The 23,050-nt window shown below is 62.6% G+C and carries 24 protein-coding genes and 1 pseudogene; 15 read left to right on the forward strand and 10 right to left on the reverse strand.

The features are described from left to right. Positions 1 to 34: 34 nt before the first annotated feature. The 5 genes from IQ26_RS11980 to IQ26_RS12000 form a co-directional block, all read right to left on the reverse strand. Positions 35 to 844, reverse strand: coding sequence for a formylmethanofuran dehydrogenase subunit C (locus IQ26_RS11980; RefSeq protein WP_145717111.1), 810 nt, complete (start codon positions 842 to 844; stop codon positions 35 to 37). Continuing rightward, complete coding sequence (gene fhcD, locus IQ26_RS11985; protein WP_145717113.1) at positions 841 to 1,749, reverse strand: formylmethanofuran--tetrahydromethanopterin N-formyltransferase; 909 nt, start codon at positions 1,747 to 1,749, stop codon at positions 841 to 843. The genes IQ26_RS11980 and fhcD overlap by 4 nt, the downstream gene beginning before the upstream one ends. Next, positions 1,737 to 3,368: a formylmethanofuran dehydrogenase subunit A gene (locus tag IQ26_RS11990; protein ID WP_145717117.1), complete on the reverse strand. Its 1,632-nt coding sequence runs from the start codon at positions 3,366 to 3,368 to the stop codon at positions 1,737 to 1,739. Before IQ26_RS11990 ends, fhcD begins: the two co-directional genes overlap by 13 nt. Continuing rightward, complete coding sequence (locus IQ26_RS11995; RefSeq protein WP_145717121.1) at positions 3,362 to 4,453, reverse strand: molybdopterin-binding domain-containing protein; 1,092 nt, start codon at positions 4,451 to 4,453, stop codon at positions 3,362 to 3,364. The genes IQ26_RS11990 and IQ26_RS11995 overlap by 7 nt, the downstream gene beginning before the upstream one ends. Before the next feature lie 364 nt (positions 4,454 to 4,817). Beyond that, positions 4,818 to 5,198, reverse strand: coding sequence for a 4a-hydroxytetrahydrobiopterin dehydratase (locus IQ26_RS12000; RefSeq protein WP_126043440.1), 381 nt, complete (start codon positions 5,196 to 5,198; stop codon positions 4,818 to 4,820). Positions 5,199 to 5,353: 155 nt separating this feature from the next. On the opposite strand from IQ26_RS12000, the gene IQ26_RS12005 reads away from it, so the two are divergent. From IQ26_RS12005 to fae, 7 genes are all read left to right on the forward strand, one after another. After that, positions 5,354 to 6,322, forward strand: a complete 969-nt coding sequence (locus IQ26_RS12005; protein ID WP_145717123.1) for a beta-ribofuranosylaminobenzene 5'-phosphate synthase family protein — start codon at positions 5,354 to 5,356, stop codon at positions 6,320 to 6,322. Positions 6,323 to 6,363: 41 nt separating this feature from the next. Next, positions 6,364 to 7,257 carry an NAD(P)-dependent methylenetetrahydromethanopterin dehydrogenase gene (locus IQ26_RS12010; RefSeq protein ID WP_145717127.1) on the forward strand — a complete coding sequence of 298 codons (894 nt, stop codon included), beginning with the start codon at positions 6,364 to 6,366 and terminating at the stop codon, positions 7,255 to 7,257. Beyond that, entirely contained in the window at positions 7,235 to 8,365 is a 1,131-nt protein-coding gene (locus tag IQ26_RS12015; RefSeq protein WP_240547087.1) for an ATP-grasp domain-containing protein, read from the forward strand. Before IQ26_RS12010 ends, IQ26_RS12015 begins: the two co-directional genes overlap by 23 nt. Continuing rightward, positions 8,362 to 9,318 carry a methenyltetrahydromethanopterin cyclohydrolase gene (gene mch / locus IQ26_RS12020; protein WP_145717131.1) on the forward strand — a complete coding sequence of 319 codons (957 nt, stop codon included), beginning with the start codon at positions 8,362 to 8,364 and terminating at the stop codon, positions 9,316 to 9,318. Before IQ26_RS12015 ends, mch begins: the two co-directional genes overlap by 4 nt. A gap of 64 nt (positions 9,319 to 9,382) precedes the next feature. Beyond that, the gene (locus IQ26_RS12025; RefSeq protein ID WP_145717134.1) at positions 9,383 to 10,339 is read left to right on the forward strand and encodes an ATP-grasp domain-containing protein; all 957 of its coding nucleotides are present in this window, start codon (positions 9,383 to 9,385) and stop codon (positions 10,337 to 10,339) included. Positions 10,340 to 10,395: 56 nt separating this feature from the next. Continuing rightward, complete coding sequence (locus IQ26_RS12030) at positions 10,396 to 11,214, forward strand: triphosphoribosyl-dephospho-CoA synthase (protein WP_145717137.1); 819 nt, start codon at positions 10,396 to 10,398, stop codon at positions 11,212 to 11,214. 166 nt (positions 11,215 to 11,380) lie between these two features. After that, positions 11,381 to 11,887 carry a formaldehyde-activating enzyme gene (fae, locus tag IQ26_RS12035; RefSeq protein WP_145717140.1) on the forward strand — a complete coding sequence of 169 codons (507 nt, stop codon included), beginning with the start codon at positions 11,381 to 11,383 and terminating at the stop codon, positions 11,885 to 11,887. A 531-nt stretch (positions 11,888 to 12,418) separates the two neighbouring features. Here fae and IQ26_RS12045 read toward each other — a convergent pair. Continuing rightward, on the reverse strand, positions 12,419 to 13,117 hold the full coding sequence (locus IQ26_RS12045) for a HisA/HisF-related TIM barrel protein (RefSeq protein ID WP_240547088.1): 699 nt from the start codon (positions 13,115 to 13,117) through the stop codon (positions 12,419 to 12,421). 46 nt (positions 13,118 to 13,163) lie between these two features. On the opposite strand from IQ26_RS12045, the gene IQ26_RS12050 reads away from it, so the two are divergent. Beyond that, positions 13,164 to 14,198 (forward strand): hydantoinase/oxoprolinase family protein, encoded by a 1,035-nt coding sequence (locus tag IQ26_RS12050; protein ID WP_145717146.1) that lies wholly within the window; start codon positions 13,164 to 13,166, stop codon positions 14,196 to 14,198. Positions 14,199 to 14,608: 410 nt separating this feature from the next. On the opposite strand, the gene IQ26_RS12055 is transcribed toward IQ26_RS12050, so the two are convergent. After that, positions 14,609 to 15,403: an alpha/beta fold hydrolase gene (locus tag IQ26_RS12055; RefSeq protein WP_145717148.1), complete on the reverse strand. Its 795-nt coding sequence runs from the start codon at positions 15,401 to 15,403 to the stop codon at positions 14,609 to 14,611. Between the two features lie 142 nt (positions 15,404 to 15,545). Between IQ26_RS12055 and IQ26_RS12060 the strand changes: the two genes are divergently transcribed. Then, positions 15,546 to 16,016 carry a MarR family winged helix-turn-helix transcriptional regulator gene (locus IQ26_RS12060; protein WP_145717150.1) on the forward strand — a complete coding sequence of 157 codons (471 nt, stop codon included), beginning with the start codon at positions 15,546 to 15,548 and terminating at the stop codon, positions 16,014 to 16,016. Positions 16,017 to 16,036: 20 nt separating this feature from the next. Here IQ26_RS12060 and IQ26_RS12065 read toward each other — a convergent pair whose 3' ends face one another. Both IQ26_RS12065 and IQ26_RS12070 read right to left on the reverse strand, forming a co-directional pair. Then, positions 16,037 to 16,816 carry an SDR family oxidoreductase gene (locus IQ26_RS12065; protein ID WP_145717152.1) on the reverse strand — a complete coding sequence of 260 codons (780 nt, stop codon included), beginning with the start codon at positions 16,814 to 16,816 and terminating at the stop codon, positions 16,037 to 16,039. Then, positions 16,813 to 17,136, reverse strand: coding sequence for a nuclear transport factor 2 family protein (locus IQ26_RS12070; protein WP_145717154.1), 324 nt, complete (start codon positions 17,134 to 17,136; stop codon positions 16,813 to 16,815). Before IQ26_RS12070 ends, IQ26_RS12065 begins: the two co-directional genes overlap by 4 nt. Positions 17,137 to 17,237: 101 nt before the next feature. Here IQ26_RS12070 and IQ26_RS12075 point away from each other — a divergent pair, with 101 nt between their 5' ends. Further along, complete coding sequence (locus IQ26_RS12075) at positions 17,238 to 18,152, forward strand: LysR family transcriptional regulator (RefSeq protein ID WP_145717157.1); 915 nt, start codon at positions 17,238 to 17,240, stop codon at positions 18,150 to 18,152. Between the two features lie 203 nt (positions 18,153 to 18,355). Here IQ26_RS12075 and IQ26_RS12080 read toward each other — a convergent pair whose 3' ends face one another. Continuing rightward, positions 18,356 to 18,694: a hypothetical protein gene (locus IQ26_RS12080; RefSeq protein WP_145717161.1), complete on the reverse strand. Its 339-nt coding sequence runs from the start codon at positions 18,692 to 18,694 to the stop codon at positions 18,356 to 18,358. A gap of 345 nt (positions 18,695 to 19,039) precedes the next feature. On the opposite strand from IQ26_RS12080, the gene IQ26_RS12085 reads away from it, so the two are divergent. The 5 genes and pseudogenes from IQ26_RS12085 to IQ26_RS12105 form a co-directional block, all read left to right on the forward strand. Next, on the forward strand, positions 19,040 to 19,543 hold the full coding sequence (locus IQ26_RS12085; protein ID WP_145717164.1) for a DUF305 domain-containing protein: 504 nt from the start codon (positions 19,040 to 19,042) through the stop codon (positions 19,541 to 19,543). 13 nt (positions 19,544 to 19,556) lie between these two features. After that, complete coding sequence (locus IQ26_RS12090) at positions 19,557 to 21,014, forward strand: YncE family protein (protein ID WP_145717166.1); 1,458 nt, start codon at positions 19,557 to 19,559, stop codon at positions 21,012 to 21,014. A gap of 55 nt (positions 21,015 to 21,069) precedes the next feature. Then, positions 21,070 to 21,594: a sigma-70 family RNA polymerase sigma factor gene (locus IQ26_RS12095; RefSeq protein WP_145717173.1), complete on the forward strand. Its 525-nt coding sequence runs from the start codon at positions 21,070 to 21,072 to the stop codon at positions 21,592 to 21,594. Next, on the forward strand, positions 21,591 to 22,364 hold the full coding sequence (locus tag IQ26_RS12100; protein WP_145717175.1) for an anti-sigma factor family protein: 774 nt from the start codon (positions 21,591 to 21,593) through the stop codon (positions 22,362 to 22,364). The genes IQ26_RS12095 and IQ26_RS12100 overlap by 4 nt, the downstream gene beginning before the upstream one ends. A gap of 493 nt (positions 22,365 to 22,857) precedes the next feature. After that, positions 22,858 to 23,050: pseudogene (locus tag IQ26_RS12105) on the forward strand (IS110 family transposase); the annotation flags it as partial.

Below are 23,050 nucleotides of genomic sequence, written 5' to 3' on the forward strand. Positions count from 1 at the left end.
TCATATCGGCCGCGCTATGTAGGGCTGCAACGCTTCAGCGAGGGAAAAGAACCTCACCCATTCCAAGCACCGCGTTGTCACCGCCATATTTATGCGGCGCGTTGCCCAGAAGCGGCCGTTTCAAAATACCCTCGGCGATCAGATGGCGATCGATGATGGCGGCGAAGACGCTTTCCGGCGCTCCGCATTCGACGAAGCTCGGCGACAGGCTTTTTGGTGCGCGATCGAGAAGGATCGAACCGCGACGCATCAGATAGCCGGGCATCTCGCCGGCGCCGCCGGCCACCACCAGCGTGCCGGCGATCATGCGACTGCCGGCATGGTCGCCTGAGCCTTTCAGCACCGCAATCAGGCCGCGCCGCATGCGGTCGGCGGCAAAAGCGCCCGCTTTGCCTCTGACGATCAGCACACCGCCATTCATGCCGGCCAGTTCCCCGGCGAGCGGCGCGCCGAGGTGGTCGCCGGCGTTGCCTGTTATTTCAAGCCTGCCGCCGCGCATGGCGGAGCCGGCATGCGGACCCGCATTGCCTTCGATCGTGAGCTTGCCGCCGCGCATGGCGCGCCCGGCCTGGGCGCCGGCATCGCCGACGAGGCGAACCGAACCGTCACGCATGCCTTCCGCGACGCGGTCGAGGCGCGCGCTTCCACCTTCGAACACGATGTCCAAAGGATCGTTGCCGGCGACGCGAAAAATATCGCCGACCTTCGATCCATGTTTCGACATGCCGATCTGGATTTTTTCGATATCGTGCCTTTCGATCCCGGCAAGACGCTCCGCGGTCAGCGGCGACAGGTCAAGGCGCTCGGGCGGCTCGGCGACAAGAGTGAAGGTGAGCGCCTTCATGGCAGCATGTCCTTCAGCGAATAGATGAATTTGCCGAGCTTGCCGCCGTAATTGCCGGCGCTGATGCGAACCGCGCCTTTGTGCGGCCCGAGATCGAGGACGGCCTTGATGCCGGCCTTCATTGCCGCGGTTACGGCGTCGTTGGTCTCGCCGTCGATGACGATTTCCAGGACGGCGTTGATGTCAGGGCCGAGCGCACTCTTGACGACGCCGCGCAGCGTCGGTGCGTAGGCTTCGTTGGCCGAGGCGATCATGCCCTTGTATTTACCGCCGATCTTGGAACCCGAACGGGCAATGCCGCCCGGAAACGGCACGATCGCGCCGGGCACCTGGCTGATCGCGGCGACCGCGGCCTCGGCGGCGACCAAGGCCTTGGCGCTGCTTTCAGCCATGACGAAGAAATTGCCGCCGCCGACGGCTTCCTTCGTCAGCCCGGTCGTTGCCTCGCACAGGAATTCGCCGTCCATGACGGGAACGCGCCAAAAATGCCTGCCGCCGATTTTCTTGGAGATCTGCCAGCCGTCGCCGAAATAACGCAGCGCCGAACCGAGCTTCAACGCGGCGCTGCCCTCCAGTCCGGCGAAGCAGGCGGAACCTGGCGAGGTCAAGACACACTGGCCGACGCGGTTGAGCAGTTGTTTCTGCAGCTCCTCGGTCCCCATCGCGAAGATCATCACGCGGCAGCCGGGCCGGCCATCCGGCGTGGCCGATGGCGGCAGTTCGACATCGATTGCCGCTTCGCAGCCGCAGCCGATCACCGAGGTGGCGAAGCCGGTCATTGTGATCGCCGCCTGGCGCGCCCATTTCCGGTTCGGCGCGGTGATGATGATGGCGGTCGCGCGCATGCCGAAGGCCTCGGCAAAGGTATCGTCGATCGTTATACCATTTACGCTCACGTTCGGCATGCCACCTCGCCGAATGGCTGTTCGCGCGCGATCGCGGAATCCGGGAAATTGAACCAATCCAGTGACAGGCCGTAACGCTGCTGGTGATAGTCCTCCAGGCGGCGCACCATCGCCTTGTCCGGCGACGGATTGAGCCTGAGCGCTTTGCCCCAACGGTAATGGGTGATCTCCCCGTCTTGCACGACGAGATCGCCATCCTTGAAGACATACGCCGCCTGCCCCAGCATTTTCGCGATATTCCCGTTCCTGCGGTAGATCGCGATGTCGGCTATGGCGCCGGCGCCGAGATGGCCTCGATCGGTCAGCCCAAGCAGCTTGGCCGGGGCCGCGCGCGTCATGATGGCGATTTCCTCGAACGTGTATTCGCGCTCGATTGCGGCCAGGGTGGAGAGCGCCATCGCGGATTTCGAGAGTCCGGCAATCATTTCATTGCGCGCTTCCCGGCTCATCAGCAGCGCGAACAGCGCCGGATAGGCGGTAAAGGGTGCGCCGTTGGGGTGATCGGTGGTGAAGAAGACCCGCCAGGGGTCGTCGATCAGCAGAAAAAGCTCGAGCCCGATCGCCCACTGCATCGTGCCATAGAAATCCTTGCCATAGCTGTAGGGCACGATGCCGCCGCCATTGCCGTCGCCGTCATGAATGACCGACTTCTTGGGGCTTGCACTGCCACGCGCCGAAAACTGCCGCATGACGTCGGAGGAGATGGTGACCGTCTGGCCGAACATCACCTGGCCAATGTCGATGGTGACTTCCGGCGTCGTGTTGACCAGTTCGGCAAGACGCGCCGCGGCCGAGGAAAACTTGCGTTTCCCTTCCGTGCCGTAGCCGTAGAACTGGAGATGGGCGAGGTGCAGCGGCAGCCCTTCCGCCGCCGCGATCGTCGAAGCCGCCGTATCCGCCGATCCAGGGCTGCCCAGATTGTTGCAATGGACATGCAGAGGATGCGGGACCCCGAGACTGTCGACCGCCGCCTGCAGCGTCTTGACGATCTTGCGCGAGCTGACGCCATAGGAAGGCACCACATCGTCCAGCGAGAAGGTGCGGACGTTTTCCTTGAAGGCGGCAGCCGCGCCGGCGTTGATCACCTTGACCCCGAGCGCTCGCGTCGAGGCGACGGTCCAGGCGACATAGTCCTCGATCATCGTCGAGGGGGCGTCGTCGCGGATCATCGACAGCAGGAAATCGTCGTTGCCGAGAATGGCTAGCGTCGCCTTGTCGATGATCGGGATGTCGGCCAGTTCGAGATGGGTGTGAAGCGCGGCTCCCGGCGACATCGCCGGCTCGACGACCGTGGTGAAACCCATCTTGGCGTAGAGGCAGCCGGTCTGGAAGGTCGACCAGCCGGCATTGGAGAGCGGCGTCGCCGCCGGCCGCGCCTGGTGGGCGGCATGTTGCTCGGGCAGGAGCAGCCGGGCCGTATTCACATTACCGCCGCCGATATGGGAGTGGATGTCGATGGCGCCCGCCATCACGATGCAGCCGGCGGCGTCGATGGTCCTGTCGGCGGCGCCTCCCGCTGGCGCTCCGACGATCTTGTCGTCCCTGATCCAGAGGTCGCCCTGGCCGAGACGGCCATTGACGGGATCGATGATGTCGCCGCCGGCGATTTTCGTCAGCATGGCAACGCGGCCTCGGCGGAGACATGACTGGCGACCAGGCGGATGACCGTCGCAGCGGAGGGCAGTTCGGACGCCGCTCGCGCATCGACCGACCTCAGCGAACCGGTGCGGCTGGAATAGAACACCGCCTCGTGATCGACGCCCGCTTCGCCGATGGCGATGGTGACCGCGGCGCCGGCTATCGGCTTCTGCGTTTTCGCCAAGGCGATAAGCGCCATGCGGTGTCTTTTCTTCTGCGGCTGGACAATTGAGGAGGAGATCCGCAGGTGCAGGTCGGCTTCGCCGGCTGCGATCATGCGCGCGACGTCGTAACGCCAGGGATCGAAATCCGGGAAGCCGCGGGCAAAGCCCGTGCGCAGCGGAAAACCCGTCATCCAGGTCGAAGCGAGCGCGCTTCCCCATCCGTTTTTGCTGGCCGGCAGGTGCAGGCCGGATGCGCGTGACGTGCGGTTGAGATCGGCGATCAGTCCTTGCAGCATCTCCAGCGCCAGCCCGTCGGTTGCATCGCCTGAAAACAGGAAGACGGGAAAACGCGCGACCTCCAGGGCTTTGGCGAAATCGTCGAAATTCGACACCGGCTGCGATGTCTGACGCCCTCTGTACTGCGCCCTCAGCGCCGCCAGTGTCGCACCGAGGCTTGCCTCGCCGCAGGAAAGGAGCGTCGCCGCCCGCCCGTTGTTCAACGGCGGCGCAGACGCCCCGTTCGGCCCGACCAGAAAGAATTCGCGTTGATTCTTGGCCGAGAGATCGGGAACCGTCCCGGCAAGTTCGCCGACAAATTCATGATGGACCTGCGGGAGTTCGCCCACGATCACCACGACGTCGGCGCGCCGGCGCGTCTCGCCGGGCGCGACGGTCATCGCGCCTTTGTCGGTAAAAAGCGCGGTCTCCCGGGAAAGTGCCGCGCCATCGGCATGATCGTATGCCGCGCCGACCCGCTCAGCCAGCGCGATCGCCGCCCTGGTGCCGTGTATATCCGTATCCAGGCTGAAAACCGGGCACCGGCTTGACCCCAACAGCGCGGCGGCATGTGCAGCCGCGCGCTCGACCAGCGTTTCCCGGTTGCCGATCCAAGCAACCGCCATTCACTACGCTACTTTCTGGTGCCGACCTGATCCTAGACGAAACTGGATTGGCCGTGAACCCCGCCTGTCAGAGACTGTTTCGAAATTCGCTCCGGCGAGTCATATGGTGGTGGTTTCGAGAACCGGAGCGCAGCGGACATTAGAGCGCCGCGCGTCCATTGGACGCGCAAAGGACGCCCTAACACTTTGGTTGGCGCATGATCCTTTCCGGACACCGATTTCGGTTTCCGGGGTCATGCGCTGGGTCCGTGAGCACCGGAAGCGCAGAAAACGCCATCAGATGGCCGCCAGAGTAGAGTTTCCAAACGGTCTTTCAGCAGATTAGCGAATGTTTTCATAAGCTATCAACAAATTCCGACCGCGCTTAATCATATTTGATGTAAGCGAAGCGCTGATCGGTCGGCGGAGTGCCTTCCAGCGCGCCGCCTTCCTTGGCCGGCTGCCACTGGACGACATCCTCGATCTTTTTGGCGAGCTCGAAGTCCTTGTCGGTGATGCCCTTCGCTGCGTGGTTCATCAGGCGCACCTCGACCCAGGCATAGGAGGCCGTGATATCGGGATGGTGCCACGCCGCCTCTGCGAGATGGCCGACCGTGTTGATGACCATCAGTGTCGATTTCCAGCTGTGGGTCTTGTATTTGCGCCGGATCCAGCCGTTCTCGTAGCGCCATTTCGGCAGCTCCTTCTCGAGCCGGTCGGCAATCTCGGCTTCCGAATAGACCTTCTCCCTGGCTGTCTCGCTCATCTCGACCTCCGCGACTTGCCCGGTCTGTCTCCGCCGGGACCAAAGTAGATAAAACGAATGCTCTCTCCGGCTTGCCCCTTCGACGAAAACAGCTATCATGGCGACGGGCACCTAAACTTCCATGATGCGTCTATGATGCACCCATCGGGGGGTAGATGTCGAATTCTGTTACCATACGAGTGCCCGCCCGCCTGCATCTTGGCTTCCTCGATCTCAATGGCGATGCCGGGCGCCGCTTTGGCAGCGTCGGGCTTCCGCTGAGCGAACCCGAAACCGTCGTCACCCTGTCGCGGTCCGGCGAGACCATCGTCGAAGGCACAGAGAGCCGTCGCGCCGGCGAGCATTTGTCGGCGCTCTGCAGGCATCTCGGCATTCGCGGCCAGCACCGTCTGGTGGTCGAACAGTCGATCCCGAGCCATGCCGGCCTGGGCTCCGGCACGCAGATCGCCCTTGCCGTCGCCTCGGCGCTGCGCACGCTTCACAACCTGCCTCTCGACATCGGCGGCGACGCGACCCTGCTCGAGCGCGGCGGCCGGTCCGGCATCGGCATCGCCAGTTTCGAACGCGGTGGCGTCATTGTCGACGCCGGCAAGGACGACAGCGGCAGGCCGCCGCCGGTCGTGGCGCGCCTGCCGTTCCCGGAAGAATGGCGCGTCATCCTGATCCTCGACCATGGCGGGCATGGCCTGCATGGCGATGCCGAGATCGCGGCGTTTCGTGCGCTGCCGCCCTTCCCGGCATCCGGCAGCGGGGAGATCTGCCGGCGGGTGCTGATGGGCATCATGCCTGCCCTGGTCGAGCATGACCTTCCAGCCTTCGGCGCCGCCGTCGCCGCGATCCAGATGCTGATCGGCACCCATTTCGCCCCGGCGCAGGGCGGCGTGTTCACCTCCAAGCGGGTCGAGACAGTGGCCCACGGTCTCAACGGAGCAGGCGCCGTCGGCATCGGCCAGAGCTCGTGGGGGCCGACAGGGTTTGCCTTCGCCCCGTCGCAAGACGCCGCGGTCAGGTTCGTCGGCGCGGTTCGGCAGACCGTTGAAGACGGCATCGAGATCAGAATTGTCAAGGGCAGGAATTCCGGCGCGAAGATCAGTTCGACCAGGCTCGATCTCGTCGGCAGCTGACGCGTCGGCAACACGATCACGTTCAAGCAGAAAGGCGAGAAATGGCCCGCAAACATATCCTGCACATGCTGACGCCGTTGAAGCACATGAGCCCTTTCGACGTGAACATGGCGCTCGATGCAGGCTTCGACGCCGTCGTCCCCTATGTCGATGTAAGCCTCGACGAGGTGACGGGCCTCGTGCAGGACGCGATCTTCTCGCGCCCGCCCGATGCGGGCGTCGACACCGGCATCTTCATCGCCGGCAAGGATGCCTCGCTGGCGCTCGACATGTTCGACGCAGCAAAGAAGGCGATGGTGCCGCCTTTCCAGGTTTCGGTCTTCGCCGATCCGGCCGGCTCGTTCACCACGGCCGCGGCGATGGTGGCCAAGGTCGAAAAAGCGCTGGAGACAAAATTCACGCGTGGGCTCAAGGACACGAGGGTTGCTGTTTTCGGCGCCACCGGCGTTGTCGGCTTCTGCACCGCCGTCATCGCCGCCAGGGAAGGCGCCAAGGTCACGCTTGTCGGCCATGACGGCATCGAACGGGTCAAGCAGATCGCGGCCGAGATCGAAAGCCGATTCAAGATCTCCGTGGACGCGGCCGACGGATCGAGCGACGCCCGCAAGACCAAGCTGGTCGAGGCAAGCGAAGTGATCCTGGCCTGCGCCAAGGCCGGCGTCCAGGTGGTTTCGAAAGCCCAGTTGAAAGGCGACGGCCTGCTCATTGCCGCCGACGTCAATGCGGTTCCGCCGGCCGGCATCGAAGGCGTGGCCGTCAATGCCAACGGCGATCCGCTCGAAGCGGCAAAAGCTGTCGGCATTGGTCCGCTGGCCATCGGCAACGTGAAATATAAGGTCGAGTTCGGCCTCTTCAAAAGAATGATCGAATCCGAAAAAACGATCACGCTCGATTTCCAGGAAGCGTTTTCCCTTGCACGCGAAATCGCCAAATAGCGCCGGATCTCTCCTGATCGCGGCGATTTCAGGCCGGGCGCTGGCTGCCGCCGCGCGCCGCGCCGGCTATCGTCCGCTGGTCGCCGATTTCTTTTGCGATACGGACACGGTCGCGCTCGCAGAACGCGCGACGATGCTGCCGGGCGACCTGCAGCGCGGCGTCGACGGCGAGCGCATCATCGAGACGCTTCGGCAATTGGCTGGAGACGACCGGCCGGTCGCCATCATCCTGGGCTCGGGCTTCGAGCGGATGACGGAGACCGTCGACGAGATCGCGCGCCATTTTCAGCTCGCCGGCAACAACGGCGCCGCGATCCGCAGGATCAAGGACCCGCAAGCGCTGGCCGCCGATTGCGCCGAACTCGGCATCCCGCATCCGGAATTCCGATGGGACCGGCCGCCTGATCCGGAGAACTGGGTGGTCAAGACCGCGGGCGGCGCCGGCGGCGGACATATCAGACGGGCCGCCGGAGAAACCCCGGCCGCCGGTCGCTATTTCCAGCGTTTCGTTGCCGGCCGCAGCATCTCGGCCCTGTTCGTCGGCGACGGCCAGGCCGCTGATATCGTCGGCTTCAGCCGGCAATGGGCGTCCCCTGCCCCGGCAGCGCCCTATCGCTACGGCGGCGCCGTGCGGTTGAGACGCTTCGACCGCAGGCAAGCTGAAATCATCCGCGGCTGGCTTTCAGGTCTGGCGCGCCGGGCCGGTCTGGTCGGATTGTGCAGCGCCGATCTCATTCGCGGACCGGACGGCCACACGCTCATCGAGATCAATCCGCGGCCAGGCGCCACGCTCGACATTTTCGACGATGCCGACGCGCCACTGATCGAAGCGCATCTGCGCGCCGCGGCAGGCAGGGCCTACCGCCTGCCGCGCTTCGTCGATTCGATGGCATCGATGGTGACCTACGCCGCGGCGCCGATCGCCCGCTTTCCATCGATTGCCTGGCCTGAATGGACTGCCGACCATCAGTCGCCCGGCACCCGTCTGATTGCCGGCGACCCTGTCTGCACCGTCTTCGCGCGCGGTCCGAGCGCCGATTTGACGAGGCGGCTCATCAAGGGACAGGCCAGCCGATTGCAACACCAATGGGAAGGAGACCGGACATGAAAGATGGTTCGGCATTCCTCAACGACAATGCGCAGCGCATCGTCGACGGCATGATCGGCGACGCCGAACGCCTGCGTATCGCCGTTTCCAGGGGGCCATTGGGCGAGTGCCTGATCGATGCCGGCGCCAAGGCCGCCGGCGGCGTCGAGGCGGGGCTGCGCATGGCGGAAGCCGCGATGGGCGGTCTCGCCATCGTTTCGGCGTTCATGGACCGCGCGTCGCAGAAATGGCCGTTCACCGTCGAAGTGCGGTCTTCGCAGCCGGTGCTTGCCTGCCTGGGCAGCCAGTATGCGGGCTGGAATCTGTCGAGCCAGGACTATTTCGCCATGGGATCGGGACCGGCACGGGCGCTCGCCCGCGTCGAACCGCTGTTCGAAGCACTTTCCTATCGCGACACCGCGTCATCCGCCGTGCTTATCCTGGAGACGGCCGAACCGCCGCCCCGAGCGATCGTCGAGAAAGTCGGCAAGGCGACCGGACTGGCAACCGAACAGCTCACCTTCCTCTATGCGCCGACACAAAGCCTTGCGGGCGGCGTGCAGATCGTTGCGCGCTCGCTCGAGGTTGCCTTGCACAAGGCCAACGATCTCAAATTTCCGCTGGAGAACATTGTCGACGGCATCGGCGCGGCACCCATCCCCGCCCCCCATCCAGATTTTCTGACCGCCATGGGCAGAACCAACGACGCCATCATCTATGGCGGCAGCGTCCAGCTCTTCGTAAAAGGCTCGTCGAAAGAGGCCGGGGAGCTCGCGGAGCGACTGCCGAGCCGCGCCTCGCGGGACCATGGCCATCCCTTCGCCGAGATCTTCAAGCGGTTCAAGGGTGATTTCTATGCCATCGATCCGCTGCTGTTCAGCCCGGCAGAAGTGATCGTGACGGCAATCGAGACCGGCGACACGTTTCGCGCCGGCGAGCGTGATCTGCGGATGCTCGAACGGAGCCTCGGTTAGACATGGTGGTGCAACTGGTATGGAACCGCCCACGCCTTCGGTATACCGGTATCCGAGGCGCTGCATGATCCCGCGCATCCTGATCGCCAGCGACAATTCCGACACCCGCTCCAAGGGCCTGGCGGCAAGGCTGGAGCGGCGGGGCGCCATGGTCGCAACCGTGCCCCTGGCGGCGATTGCGTTCGACACCGGCAGCCCGAGCGGACTTTCGATTCCCGGTTTCGGCGGCACGCTGCCCGACGCCGTGCTCGTCCGTTCGATCGCCGCCGGATCGTTCGAAGCGGTCACCCGGCGCCTCGGCGTGCTGCACGCATTCGGCAAGCTTACAATTCCGGTGTGGAATTCCGCACAGGCGATAGAACGCTGCGTCGACAAGTCGATGACGACGTTCCTTCTGAACAATGCCGGCCTGCCGACGCCGCCGACATTCGCGGTCGAGGGACGTGCCATGGCCGAAGCGGTCGCCGAGCGCGAACTGCCGTTCACGCCGCTGGTGCTGAAGCCGCTTTTCGGCGCGCAGGGCCGCGGCATCAGGCTGATCGAAACGCTGTCCGATCTCCCGGCCGAGGACGAGGTCAACGGCGTCTATTATCTCCAGCACTACGTGCCGCGTCCCGGCCCTCCTTTCCGCGATTTTCGCGTTTTCGTCTGCGCCGGCCAGGTTCTGGCGATGATGTGCCGCCGTGGCGACGACTGGATCACCAACGTCAATCGCGGAGCCGTGCCCGAGCTGGTTTCGGGGCTGGTTTCGGGGCATGGCGAACCCGAATTGGCGGCGCTGGCAAAAGAAGCCGCTGCCGCTATCGGCGCGGATTTCGCCGGCGTCGACATCGTGCCGGCGGCCGACGGCCGCCTGTTCGTGCTGGAGGTCAACAGCATGCCCGCCTGGTCCGGGCTTCAATCGGTCGTCGCGGTGAACATCGCCGATGCGATTGCCGACGCCCTGCTGAAATTCCTGGCCGATCGAACCGAAGCGGCGACGGCGCGCCCCTACCGTTTCACCGCGCCGGCGAATTCGTGACGAGCCGGGCGCTTTCGCGAGAACGCCTCCGGGCTGCCTACGAGGATGCCTGCCGCATGGAGATCGAGGCGTTGAAACCGGGCAACGTCCATCTGTTCGCCGACGGGCACGGCATGTCCGCGGCCCAGTTCATGATGAGCGCCGAGGTCTCGTCCGCGCCGCTGACCGATCCTGGCCTGCCGGTCGGACAGCGCATGCTGGAAGCGGTCCGCGCGACACGTCTGGCGGTCGCGACCAACACCAATCTCGGCATCATCCTTCTGACGGGGCCTCTGATACGCGCCGCCGAAATGACGGGCGCCCCACTGCACGACACTCGACTGCACGACAATCGACTGCATGATAATCTCGACGCGGTGCTGCGCGCGATGAGCATGGACGACACCAGGGCGGTGTTCGAGGCGATCGTCGCGGCTGCGCCAGGCGGCCTGGGAGAGGCCGCGAACGATGTGCGGCAGGAACCGAAGGTTCATCTTATCGAAGCGATGCGGGAGGCGGCCGACCGCGACATGATCGCCCGCCAGTATGTCACCTGTTTCGGCGACGTGTTCGGCGTCGGGCTTGCGGCGCTGGAAGCGGCGTTGGCACGCGGGGAAGACGGCATGTGGCCGACGGTGTTCGCCTATATGGCGTTTCTCGCGGGCTTCCCCGACAGCCATGTGGTGCGCAACCACGGAGCCGAGGCCGCAGATCGGGCGCGGCAGGAAGCCCTTGCCGTTCAGGCGGCGCTCCATGCCGGCGACGAGCCGTCACGCATTCGCCTGCTCATGGAGTTCGACCGCCGGCTGAAGGCGGACAACATCAATCCCGGCACCTCGGCCGACCTGACCGTGGCTACTCTTTTAGTCCACCTTCTCGGCGTTCGCCTTGCATAATCGCAGCGTTGGTGGTTGACTTCCTGATGCGGAAGCCGGGCTTCCGCGGCTATCCAGCCAACCGGTCCGGACATCCGGGCGCTGCCAACAAGGATAGCTGTCCATCGAGCGCTCGCTCGGTTGCGGCGTCTTTGGACACCATAATTGTGTCTTGGAGGAAATTGGCATGGCAAAGATCTCGAAAGTAATGGTCGGTGAATCGCTGGTGGGAGACGGCAACGAAGTGGCGCATGTCGACCTGCTCATCGGCCCACGGGGGAGCGCGGTCGAAACGGCATTTTGCAACGCACTCACCAACAACAAGGACGGCTTTACCTCACTTTTGGCGGTGATCGCGCCCAATCTTCAGTGCAAGCCCAATACGGTGATGTTCAACAAGGTCACGATCAAGGGCGCCAAGCAGGCCGTGCAGATGTTCGGTCCGGCCCAGCACGCGGTTGCAAAGGCCGTGCAGGACAGCGTCGCCGACGGGGTCATTCCTGCCAATGAGGCGGACGATCTGTTCATCTGCGTCGGCGTGTTCATCCACTGGGACGCGGCGGACGACGCCAAGATCCAGAAGTACAATTACGAGGCGACGAAGGAAGCCATCCAACGCGCGGTCGCGGGAACGCCGACGGCCGCCGAAGCCACGTCCCAGCGGGACCAGGTGAAGCATCCGTTCGCCGCTTAGACAAGAGACAGCCCCGCACAGGCAAAACCCCCGGCGGAGCCGGAGGGTCTGTTGCGCCGCCTGAAAAAGCTTCTGGGCCTTTAGAGAACTGCCCTCGGGCCCGCCCCGGGGTTGGTAGCCGGTTTTGGAAATTCCGGTGCTCAAAGAGATAGAGCGGCGGCATGATTCGATTTGAGAGTCGCCGCTCTAAGGTGTGTTGAGATTCAGGTGATGCCGGCCCCACGCTTCCGGTTCTGGCCTCGCCAATTGGTGATCTCAGCGCCGCCCCTCATCCGCCTGCCGGCACCTTCTCCCCGTATAGTGACGGGGAGAAGGGGGCTGGCCGCAGCCTCGGCGCCCGTCTTGCAACGCTGGTGATTAGCGAAACCGGCGATGACAGCGCCCCTCTCCCCGTCACTATACGGGGAGAGGATGCCGGCAGGCAGGTGAGGGGCAGCGCCAACGCTCGCAAAGGGGTCTGAGTAAGGGCCTGAATGTCAACAGACCTTAGACCAAGGTTTCCGAGGGCCGAAGTTCGAGGTCACGCGAATGTCAGGCGCCGAGCGCTGCGAGGTGCCCGGGCGTGAGCGTGCCGTCATGCAGCGAGGTCGCGGCCAGCGCCGCGGCGATACCGAGTGACGAAAGGGCGCGAATGTCAGCCTCGTTGCGCACCCCGCCGGCCGCGATCACCGAGCGGCCTCCAGCCTTCGCCTTGATTGCCTCGAGCCGCGTGAAATCGGGACCGGAGGCGGAGCCGACCTTGGCCAGTGTCATGACGATCACCTTTTGCGGCCAAAGCTCCGGCTCGTCGAGAAACGATGGCGGACCGCGAAATCCGTCGTCGAAGAAATCCAGCGACAGGATAAGGTCGGGATGATCGCAAAAACGCCGGAGCAGCGCGTCATCCTGCTGCGATTCGGAACCCAGGACCGGGTAAAGCCGGCGTTCGGCAAGTGCTGCCGAAAGTGTTTTCTCGTCGGCGATGCCGGCATCGACCCAAAGCTCCGGCGGCTCCGCCATCGCCTGCAGCCGGGCAAGCGCGCCGCTGTTCGGCGTACCGCCTTCGATGGCATCGAGGTCGGCGATATAGAAGGTTGGAAAAGGATAAAGCCCGCGCAGGCCTTCGGTGACCGCGACGACATCGGAACTTTGGCTGAGCGGCGTGACGATCGGCCGGTAGCGATCGCGTTTTCCTTGCCGGGCGCGGACCACCTCGCCGCCCTTCAGGTCGAGAACCGGAATGATACGCAACGCTTTTCTCGCTGACCAACTGTCCCCTGTCATGAAAGCTTGAAGTGTGGAAAAAAGAAAGAGCATCATTGCCGGCTTCGATATCGGCGGCGCGCATCTGAAGGTGACGCGCGCGCAAGACGGCCGCATCGTCGAGGCGGTAACGATCGCCACGCCGCTGTGGCAAGGGCTCCACAGCCTGACCTCGGCATTCGACGAAGCGGCTCCGATCTATGCGGGCGCCGACCTCAACGCATTCACCATGACCGGCGAACTGGCCGACATCTTTCCGTCCCGCGATGCCGGCGTCGCAGCCCTGCTGGACGAGATTTCACGCCGTTTCCCAGGCGAAAAGCTGATCTATGCCGGGCGCTCCGGCTTTGTCGGGGTCGAGCAGGCGGCGCGGCTGGGCAACGCTGTCGCCTCCGCAAACTGGCACGCGACAGCGTCGCTGGTGGCGAAGCGCGCCGGCGATGCCCTGTTCGTCGATATGGGTTCGACCACCACCGACATCATCGCCGTCAGCAATGGCGCCGTCGCCAATGACGGCTACACCGATGCCGAACGGCTTCTGAGCGGCGAACTGGTCTATACCGGCTTCACCAGGACGTTCCTGTTCGGTGTGGCCTCGTCGGCCCCGGTCCGTGGCAGGCTGACACCACTGATGAACGAGTATTTCGCCTCGATCGCCGACGCGCACCGTATCCTGGGGGTGCTCGACGAAAAGGACGACAGGCACGCTTCCGCCGACGGCAAGGAAAAGACCGTCGATGGTTCGATCGCGCGGCTGGCGCGCATGATCGGGCGCGACGCCGCCGACCTGACGCCGCCGGAATGGCGCGAAGTCGCGCGTTGGTTCAGCGAGCAGCAATTGCGCAATATCCACGACGCAGCGTCGCTGGTCGCCGGGCCGCTCGCCCGGGATGCCCCGATCGTCGGCGCCGGAACCGGCCGCTGGCAGATCAGGCGGTTGGCCGAACGCATGGAACGCCGTTTCGTCGACTTCGCCGAGATCATCCCCGCAGATGACGCCGTTCGCGGCGAAGCGAGCAGCGTGGCGCCTGCGTCAGCGGTGGCGCTGTTGGCGGGATCTCGATTGTAGGTGCTATACCATGGCCATCCGATCAATCGGGGAGATGAGATACTGCCCCGGCTTGAAAGATCTCAACACGTACCAGCGCATCAAAAATCGGACCGCGCGCAAGGTCGCAACAGGATGGGAACCCGACGTTCGGAACCCGCTCGGCGCATGTCCGGTTCGCGCCCAAGTCGGTCGTTTCGGCGGTATCCGAATTAGCCGCCTGAAACCGGACATTCCTCGACCGCCTTGGTCGTAGAAGTGCCGGCGCAGTCCTCTGCCGGATTGCCGCCTCAACGAGACAACCGGCAGTGGTCTGCGGACGTTAGAGAAGCACTCTCGAAACAAAACCGCCGGATGATCCATCCGGCGGCCGTATTTTCGTTTTTGACACCTTAAAAGCTCGAAATGTCCGCACACGGCGCGTGGCCGAACTATTGCGCTTCGACAGATCCCTTGCGGGCAGCTTCGTCGATCACGTCAGCGACGACCTTTGGCTGAGTCATAAAGACCGCATGGCTTGCCGCGACCTCCGTGATTATCGCGCCGATGCGCTTCGCCATCGCTTGCAACATACGTTGATCGAAGGCCTTGTCGTCGGTTGCAATCACTGCCCAACTCGGCTTGCTTCGCCAGGCGGCATGCTCGAGCTTGGTTGCGAAGGCGGACATGTTTATCGGCACCTGAGAGTCCCGCATGAAAGCGGCATCCGCGTCCATCGTGTCGTTGGCGAAGCCAATCTTGAACCTGTCGGGAGAAACGAAGCCGAAGCCGTCCGCGGTAGTTTCGATGACAAATTCAGGCGGGGTCTGGTAACCCTCGTACTGCTGCGCAGTCGTCTCTCCGACATCTGGCGACAACGCCGATACGTAAACCAGGCCTGTCACGTTTGAATGGGTACCTGCTTCCGTTATCACCGTGCCGCCCCAGGAATGCCCCACAAGGACCGCAGGTCCATCCTGACGGTCAAGAATGCGTTTGGTTGCGGCAACGTCGTCCGCAAGCGAGGTGAGCGGGTTCTGGACGATCGACACACGATAGCCGCGGGCGGTCAGTTCGTCATAGACGCCGCGCCAACCCGATCCATCAGCGAACGCGCCGTGCACCAGCACCACGTTCTGGACGGTCTGGTTGTCGGGAATTCTCTCGGCAGAGTGAGTGGCCGTGGCTGCGGCAATTCCTGCGGCGGCGGCAGTTGCAGCCAGAAGGTTGGTCGTCCTGGAAGTCATGCTGATCTCCTCTTGTTTATCCGATAACAATTATCGCGATATCTTTCTCTACGGTTCCAGCCGCGATATGTCCAGCATAATTTTTATCGCGATATTCTTTTTCGGATCGGGTAGGCTATATAGGGTCCAAGGAGAGCCACCCATGCCGGCGAAAAAACTCAACAACCCATTGCCGCTCGACGATCAGCTCTGTTACGCGATCTACTCTGCCGGCATGGCCATCCAGAGAGTGTACAAGCCACTGCTGGACGATTTGGGCCTGACCTATCCCCAATACCTCGCACTCAATGTCCTCTGGCGCGAGGACAAGCTGACCGTTGGCAGCATCGCCGAAAGGCTCGCGCTGGAGTCGAGCACTCTGACGCCCTTGCTCAAACGGCTCGAAGCGGCAGGACTTCTGCGCCGGACACGGAGTCCCGCGAACGAGAGGCAGGTTGTGGTTGCGCTGACTGATAAGGGACGCGAACTCAGATCTCGTGCAGGCTGCCTTGCTGACGCTCTGCTTTCCTCCTCAGGACAAAGCCCAGCGCATCTCAACCAGATCAACCGTGACGTCAGGGAGCTACGTGACGCGATCTATGAACATACGGGCGTCTGGAGGAGCACGGCCTAGCCGGCAAGCATGGGGCTTTTTTACACTGTAGGCACCGTTCCTCCGTCGATTACGTACTCCGCACCCGTGATCGAAGAGGCACGATCGGAAGACAGAAAGGCAACGAGATTGGCGATCTCGGCCGGGCTTGAGGGGCGACCGAGGGGGATTCCACCGAGGGAGTCCATTATGATCTTCTTGCCGCCTTCAACGTCGGTGCCTGCCTCATCCGCGAGACGTCGGGCGAGCTTGACGGAAGCCTCGGTCTCTATCCAGCCCGGAGACACGCGAACGACACGCACGCCTTTCGGCGACACCTCCTTGGAGAGGCTTTTGCTGTAGGTCGACAACGCCGCCTTCGCCGCAGCGTATGCGGTCGTGGCGTCCGGCAGGGGAAGCAGCCTCTGGATGGAAGAGACGTGGATCACCACGCCGCTTCCCTGCGCGATCATTCCCGGTATCAGTTCTCGGTCGAGCCGCACGGCGGGAAACAGGTTGAGATCGAGTTCCTTGTGCCAATCACCGTCGCCCAGCGCCGAGAAGCCGCCTGCCGGTGAGGAAGAACCGCCGAGCATGTGAACGATAATATCGACGCCGCCCAACTGCCCCCTGACGGCTTCGGCCACCGTGAAGCAGCCTTCGCTGGTGGAAAGATCGGCAGCCACGAAAAGGTCCGCTGAAGAGTTCGCGGGGGCCGAGCGGGCCGTCGTCAGCACACGCGCGCCGAGTTTGCGGAACAGGTCGACGGTTGCGGCACCGGCTCCCTTTGTGCCGGAAGTGATCAGGGCGCGCTTGCCCGATAGATTCAGGAAGTCGCTCATGCGCCGATCTCCAAGGCTGCGATCTTGTCGCCCATCAGACGGAAGACGTAGGTGAGATTTGCAGGGCTGCCGGGAAACTCGCCGGTGACTTTGGCGATCACCTTCGTCCCATGCTCGTCGGTGAGGGCCTCGAGCGGATCGGCGACGTGCCGGTACCTGGCTTTCGAGTACTCCCACCAATTGCCAATGGCATAGTGGCCGGAGTGGGAGCGGCCCTCGTCATGGACAGCGGCGCTCGGCGCGAAGCAGGCCAGCAGAGCCTCGCAGTTGTTCTTCCGATCCGCTTCGAAATAAGCCTGGATCGCCTGAGGCAGTTGCATCTCTCATCTCCTCTTGGGGATTGCTCGCTCCACAAGTAGGCGTATTCCGATGTTCGGATAATTGGGATAAATATGGATGTCGAATTGCGGAAAGTGGGATAATGGCGAGGCCTGGCCTTCACGATCTGGAAGCTGTCGTAGCCGTTGCTCGCAGATCCTCTTTCCGCGGCGCGGCGCTTGAACTGGGAATGTCGACGACTGCCCTTAGCAATGCCGTCGGCAAGCTGGAGGCCCACCTTGGCGTTCGCTTGTTCAACCGAACCACCCGCAGCGTATCTCTGTCGGATGCCGGTCGCCTGTTCGTCGAGAGCGTCGGTCCTGCGTTGCAGGACATCCACGGTGCCATGGATGCGGCGCGCTCAAAGCAGGCAAACCCCACGGGAACGCTCCGCATCAATTCCTATGCCACTGCCGCGCGAGAAATCCTTTCACCCCTGCTTCTGGAGTTCATCAGGCGTTACCCGCAAGTCCATATCGATCTGGTCACCGAGGGACGGCTCTTGGACATCGTCGCGGAAGGCTTCGACCTGGGCGTGCGTCGCGCCACCCTCGTGCCGAGTGACATGATTGCGATCTCGCTGGGTCGGCCGCAGAGAAATGTGGTCATAGGCTCGCCCGACTACTTCAAAAGCTATGGTACGCCTTCCACGCCGACTGACCTCCTTCAACATCGGTGTATCCGTATCCGGCTGCCGAATGGCGCGCTCTTTCGCTGGCGCTTCGAGAAGGATGGGGAACCACTATTGATCGATGTGAACGGACCGATGACTTTGGATGAGGCAAGCCTGTCCCGCGGCACAGTGCTCGAAGGCGTGGCGCTGGGCTACGTAATGGAGCGTGACGTGCGCGAGGATATTGAGGCAGGGCGGTTGATCAGCGTTCTGAAGGAATGGATGCCGCCTTCCGACGAACTCTGCATCTATTACCCGGGACGACGGAATCCATCCGCAGCGCACAGAGCATTCGTTGAGCTAGCACGGGAACTCGGCTCAAAAGGCCGAAACACGGCTGTATAAGCGCCGTTCCGCTTTGCGCCCAATGCCGGACGTTTCTCCACTCATGGAGATCTCCCAGAAGCTGACATTCTCGCAGCGAGCGCGACGAGTCTCGTCGCTGGGAAGCGATCGTCGTTGCGCGCACGGGCGGGCTTGCATGGCTTTCTAGAAGCGGACCGTCCGTCATTTTGATCGCCCAGCGGTTGTTGACCTCTTACCTGCCGCTAGTGACCGTCGGCATCTTCGGCCGGAGCACATGCGGCCTGATCTTCCGCCAAGTTTTCGTACGCGCGCTTTCGAAGCTCGTGTTCCTCCATGCTGCGACACTGATCAGCTGCTATTTGTCGGTCTAAGTCCCTCATGTGTCTCTCGGCAAATACGCGCTCCGGTTCGCGAGGGTCTGAAAGCCATTCCTCGATTTCGGCCTTTTTGCCCTGGTATGCTTCCACGAATCCAAACTGACCATGCACCACCCCCGTGGAGTCTAGCACGATCTCAACCTCGTTGAGCAGTTCGTCATCGGGCTGCAATGCAGCAACTATATCTCGGCAGATGGGCTGCAACAGCGTGCCTCAGCGTTCGAAAACGGTAATCACGATCTGTTATCGAATAGATTGCTCACCCTGAAGGACAATGTCTTTCAAAGTATCGCAGGGCATGCGTCGCAACAGCCTATCTGATCGCGCGACAGGCGCGCTAGCGCCGACTAAGAGGGAAAGCTTTCGCGATGGCCTGCATGGATTCTAGTTGACGACATCCAAGGCCGCCCATCTTGCATCTTCATCTTAATGCTGCAGCCGACTCGACCCGGTTCGGCATTGCCAAGAAAAATTTTAGTTCGCCCGGAATAATCCGCTGTCTGCGGTGTCTACCCTTCTGAACTCTTCGAGAGAGATCAGGAGATAACGATGACCGCCTTATTTCGTAGTACCTGTATTCTGGCAACCACATCGCTGCTCACCGTCGTCTCGGTGTGGGCCTTTGCCCAGGATGTGCCAGCCCACCATCATGAGACCGTATCCGGCATGACGGACGAATCACCGTTTCTGCAGGAAAACGACGCAGCCATGGTGAAAATGGTGAACGACATGGCGGTCAAGCCGACAGGCGATGTCAATCGCGATTTCGTCGAGATGATGCTCCCGCATCACCAGGGAGCGATCGACATGGCCGTCGCCTACCTGCGCTACGGCAACAACGAGCAACTCAAGCGGATCGCGCAAGAAATCATTGTCGACCAGCAACAGGAAATCGCGGCCATGCGCATGGCGCTTGGCGATCCGCTTCCTGCCTCCAACGCGGTGCCGACGCAGGTCGATCCCAACGATGCGAAGACAAAACAGAGCCCTCACGAAGAGACGTCATCAACGGCCCCGGCCATGCAGATAATGATGATGAAACCAGCCAACTGAAAAGGACCGAGACATGAGAACCAACCTGAAGATCCTTGCTCTTCTGGCAAGCACCGTAATTGCCCCCGTGGCAGCTTTTGCCGGCCAGGCGCCCGGCCTGGCCTTCGACCCGGACATTCCAATCAGCCACAAGGACCGCGTCTATGCTGCCGAGCAGTTCTCCAACACGGTTTCGGTTTCCGACCCGGTCGACAATAAACTCCTCGGCGTCATCAGGCTCGGCGATCCACAGCCAGGCAACCTGAGCCCCCTCTACAAGGGCCAGGTCCTGGTCCACGGCATGGGTTTCTCTCCGGATCACAAGACGCTCGCGATCGTGTCGATCGGCTCCAATTCGGTTACTTTCATAGATACGGCGACCAATGCCGTGAAGCACACGACCTATGTCGGCCGATCCCCGCATGAGGCCTTCTTTACGCCCGACGGCAAGGAAGTCTGGGTGACGGTACGCGGCGAAGACTATATCTCCGTGATCGACGCGGCCACTTTCGAAGAAAAGACCCGGATCACGGTCGCTCCTGGCCCCGGCATGCAGATCTTCTCGCCGGACGGCAAATACGGCTATATCTGCTCTTCCTTCAATCCGGATGTCGCCGTCGTCACCGTCGCAGACCATCAGATTGTCGGCCATGTGAAACAGGAAAGCCCATTCTGCCCGAACATTGCCGCCTCCGCCGACGGCAAGCAGGTTTGGTTCACGCTGAAGGATGTCGGCAAGACGCAGGTCTTCAATGCCGAGGCCCCCTTTGACCTCATCAAGACCATCGATACCGGACCGATCACCAACCACGTCAATCTCGTCATCAACAAGAACGGCAGTTTTGCTTACGTGACCGTGGGTGGCCTGAACGAAGTGAAGGTGTATCGCACGGATGATTTCGAGCAGGTCGCGACCATCCCGGTCGGAAACCTGCCGCACGGTATCTGGCCGTCGGGCGATGGCACGCGAGTGTATGTTGGCCTCGAGAATGCCGACCAGTTCGCCGTCATCGATACGCTGACCAACAAGGTTATCGCCAACATCCCGATCGGCCAGGCGCCGCAGGCGGTCGCCTACGTTCCGAACGCGGTGCCCGAAGGCGATGGGATGCAGAACCTCGTGCCGCTCGGTGGGGCGGGAGACGCCGCTCACCTCAAGCTTGCGGCCAAGGGTGACAAGGACAAGCAGCAGTCGACGAGCGTTACGCTCTTCAATCAGGGGCTGACGCAGGTTCTGCAGGCCGCCGTCGCCGGCCTCGTTCCGAAGAAGCCTTACGTGCTTGCGCTTTCCGACAAGCCCGATGGCACCGGTCAGATCCAGGGCCTCGCGGCATTCATGACCAATCCCGCCGGTTCGGCTATTGTTAACGCGGTCGGTCCGATCCGACAGATCGTCGAAGCCAAGCACAAGGACGAGAAGCGCTATCTCGTCGTTGCCACCACCTCTGCCGATGGCAAGCCCGGTAAGATTGTTCAGGTTCAGGCAGAGTAAGTGAAAATGGCTCGCCTCAGCCGGGGCGGGCCAACCCACGGGAAGCAGATGTGCGATGGATGATCTTCTTTTCCAGGTCGAACCGATGATCCCGGCATTACGACGCTATGCCCGTGGTTTCGTTCACGATGCGGTCGCTGCTGACGATCTCGTGCAGGACTGCCTTGAACGCGTGATCTCTCATTGGCACCGGCGCCGAAATGATGATGCCCGCACCTGGGTATTCGCGATCCTGCATAATCTTGCAGTCAGCCGGCTGCGGCAGGCGGCCCGGCGCGGTCAGCATGTTGCCATAGAAGAGATCGCAGACGATCTGATGGCGCATCCGCCGACACAGGAGGACGACCTTGCAAGAACGGACGTCGTCTCGGCGATCCAACAACTGCCGGAGGAACCGCGTAGCGTGCTGCTGCTGGTAGCTGTCGAAGACCTTAGCTACGCCCAGGTCGCCGAAGTACTGGCGATCCCGATCGGAACCGTGATGTCGCGACTGTCGCGCGCGCGTGAGCGCCTGCGGCAGATCTTGGAAAGTCCCGCCAGGGGCGTTAGACCGGGCTCGCATCTGCGGAGAGTGAAATGACGGATAGGCCAATCACCGAGGACGATCTCCACGCCTATATCGACGGCCGGCTCGACGCTGCCCGAAACGAGGAAGTCTCTGCGTATCTCGACAAGCACCCGGATGTCGCCAATCGTTTTGCCTCCTATTCCATCCAGCGCACTCTTTTGCAGGGCGTTTTTGATCCCATCGCTGGCGAGCCAGTGCCATCAAGGCTCAATCTCAACCACATCATTGCCACCAGACGGCAAAACAGGGTCTCTAACTGGCGGCTTGCCGCCGCCGCCGTGCTTCTGTTCGTTGGCGGATCCGGCGGCTGGTACATGCGCGATATGATGGTCCCTCCAACCGAAGGTGTGGTCGCCCTCGGTCGCGAAGCCTCTGACAGTTTCGCCACCTATGCGGGAGACAGGACCAGGCCGGTGGAGCTCCGGGCCGACAATATGGTCGAACTGGTTGGCTGGGCGACTGAACGGATGGGGCGCAAGCCTGTCCTGCCAGACCTGTCGAAGTCCGGCTATCGGCTGATGGGTGGCCGCGTCGTTTCCACACCTCACGGCGCCGGCCTGATGCTGATGTATGACAATGACCAGGGCACGCGCCTTGTCATGTTGACAAGACCGATGGCCGTGGACCAGACGCGGACGATGACTCCCCATTCCCAAGGCAAGGTTGACGGCTGGGCTTGGGCGTCGAACGGTATGGGTTACAGTCTTGTAGGCTCATTGCCCTCCGAAGCGCTGCACCCACTCGCTGACGATATTCGCAGGCAGGTACAGGGCGAGGCCTGATCGTCAACTGCCCTGAACCGCCCCGTTGCACGGGCCAGATGCTGAACGTGGGGGCAGGGGGCCGAGGTTGATGCCGGCGAGCGAGCCGATGTGCCGACCGACCTGGCCGCGAAGCTGAGGCGCCGGAGCGGGAGAGCCGAGAGCGTGTAGGCGTCCCCGATATAAGTCTAATGACTGGGCTTTCGGGATAGGGATGCAAATGCTCCGGTTGACGGCGCCGGGCACCCCAAGTGTACTTTTGCTAGAGTCCCCTACTACGGCCCGAAAATGACGTTAAATCGTTTTCGCGCGGACGCCGCGCGCGTCGGCACAGGAGCGGGCGGAGATTCCAATGCCATTCGACCGCAGAACGAACATGACGTAATCGCGGGAGCGGTGGCCACCAAAGCTGTGGCGGCGATGTTCGGAGCTCTAGCCGGCTGGCTGTCCCCCGCTAGGATGAAGAACGGGCTCACGATGGACACCGGGCCCAGGCATCGAACGGAGGACAGCCATGAAGCAGTATATCGGTCTCGACGTATCCATAAAAGAGACGGCAATTTCGATCCGGCAGGACGGCAAGAGGATTTGGCGGGGCAAGTGCGCGTCCGACCCGCAACTGCTCGCGGCGGTGATCCGCAAGCGCGCACCGTATGCCTGGCGGGTCGTGTTCGAGACGGGGCCGCTGTCGGTGTGGTTCTACCATG

It is taken from the genome of Mesorhizobium tianshanense, from assembly GCF_007830515.1.
Lineage (GTDB): Bacteria > Pseudomonadota > Alphaproteobacteria > Rhizobiales > Rhizobiaceae > Mesorhizobium > Mesorhizobium tianshanense.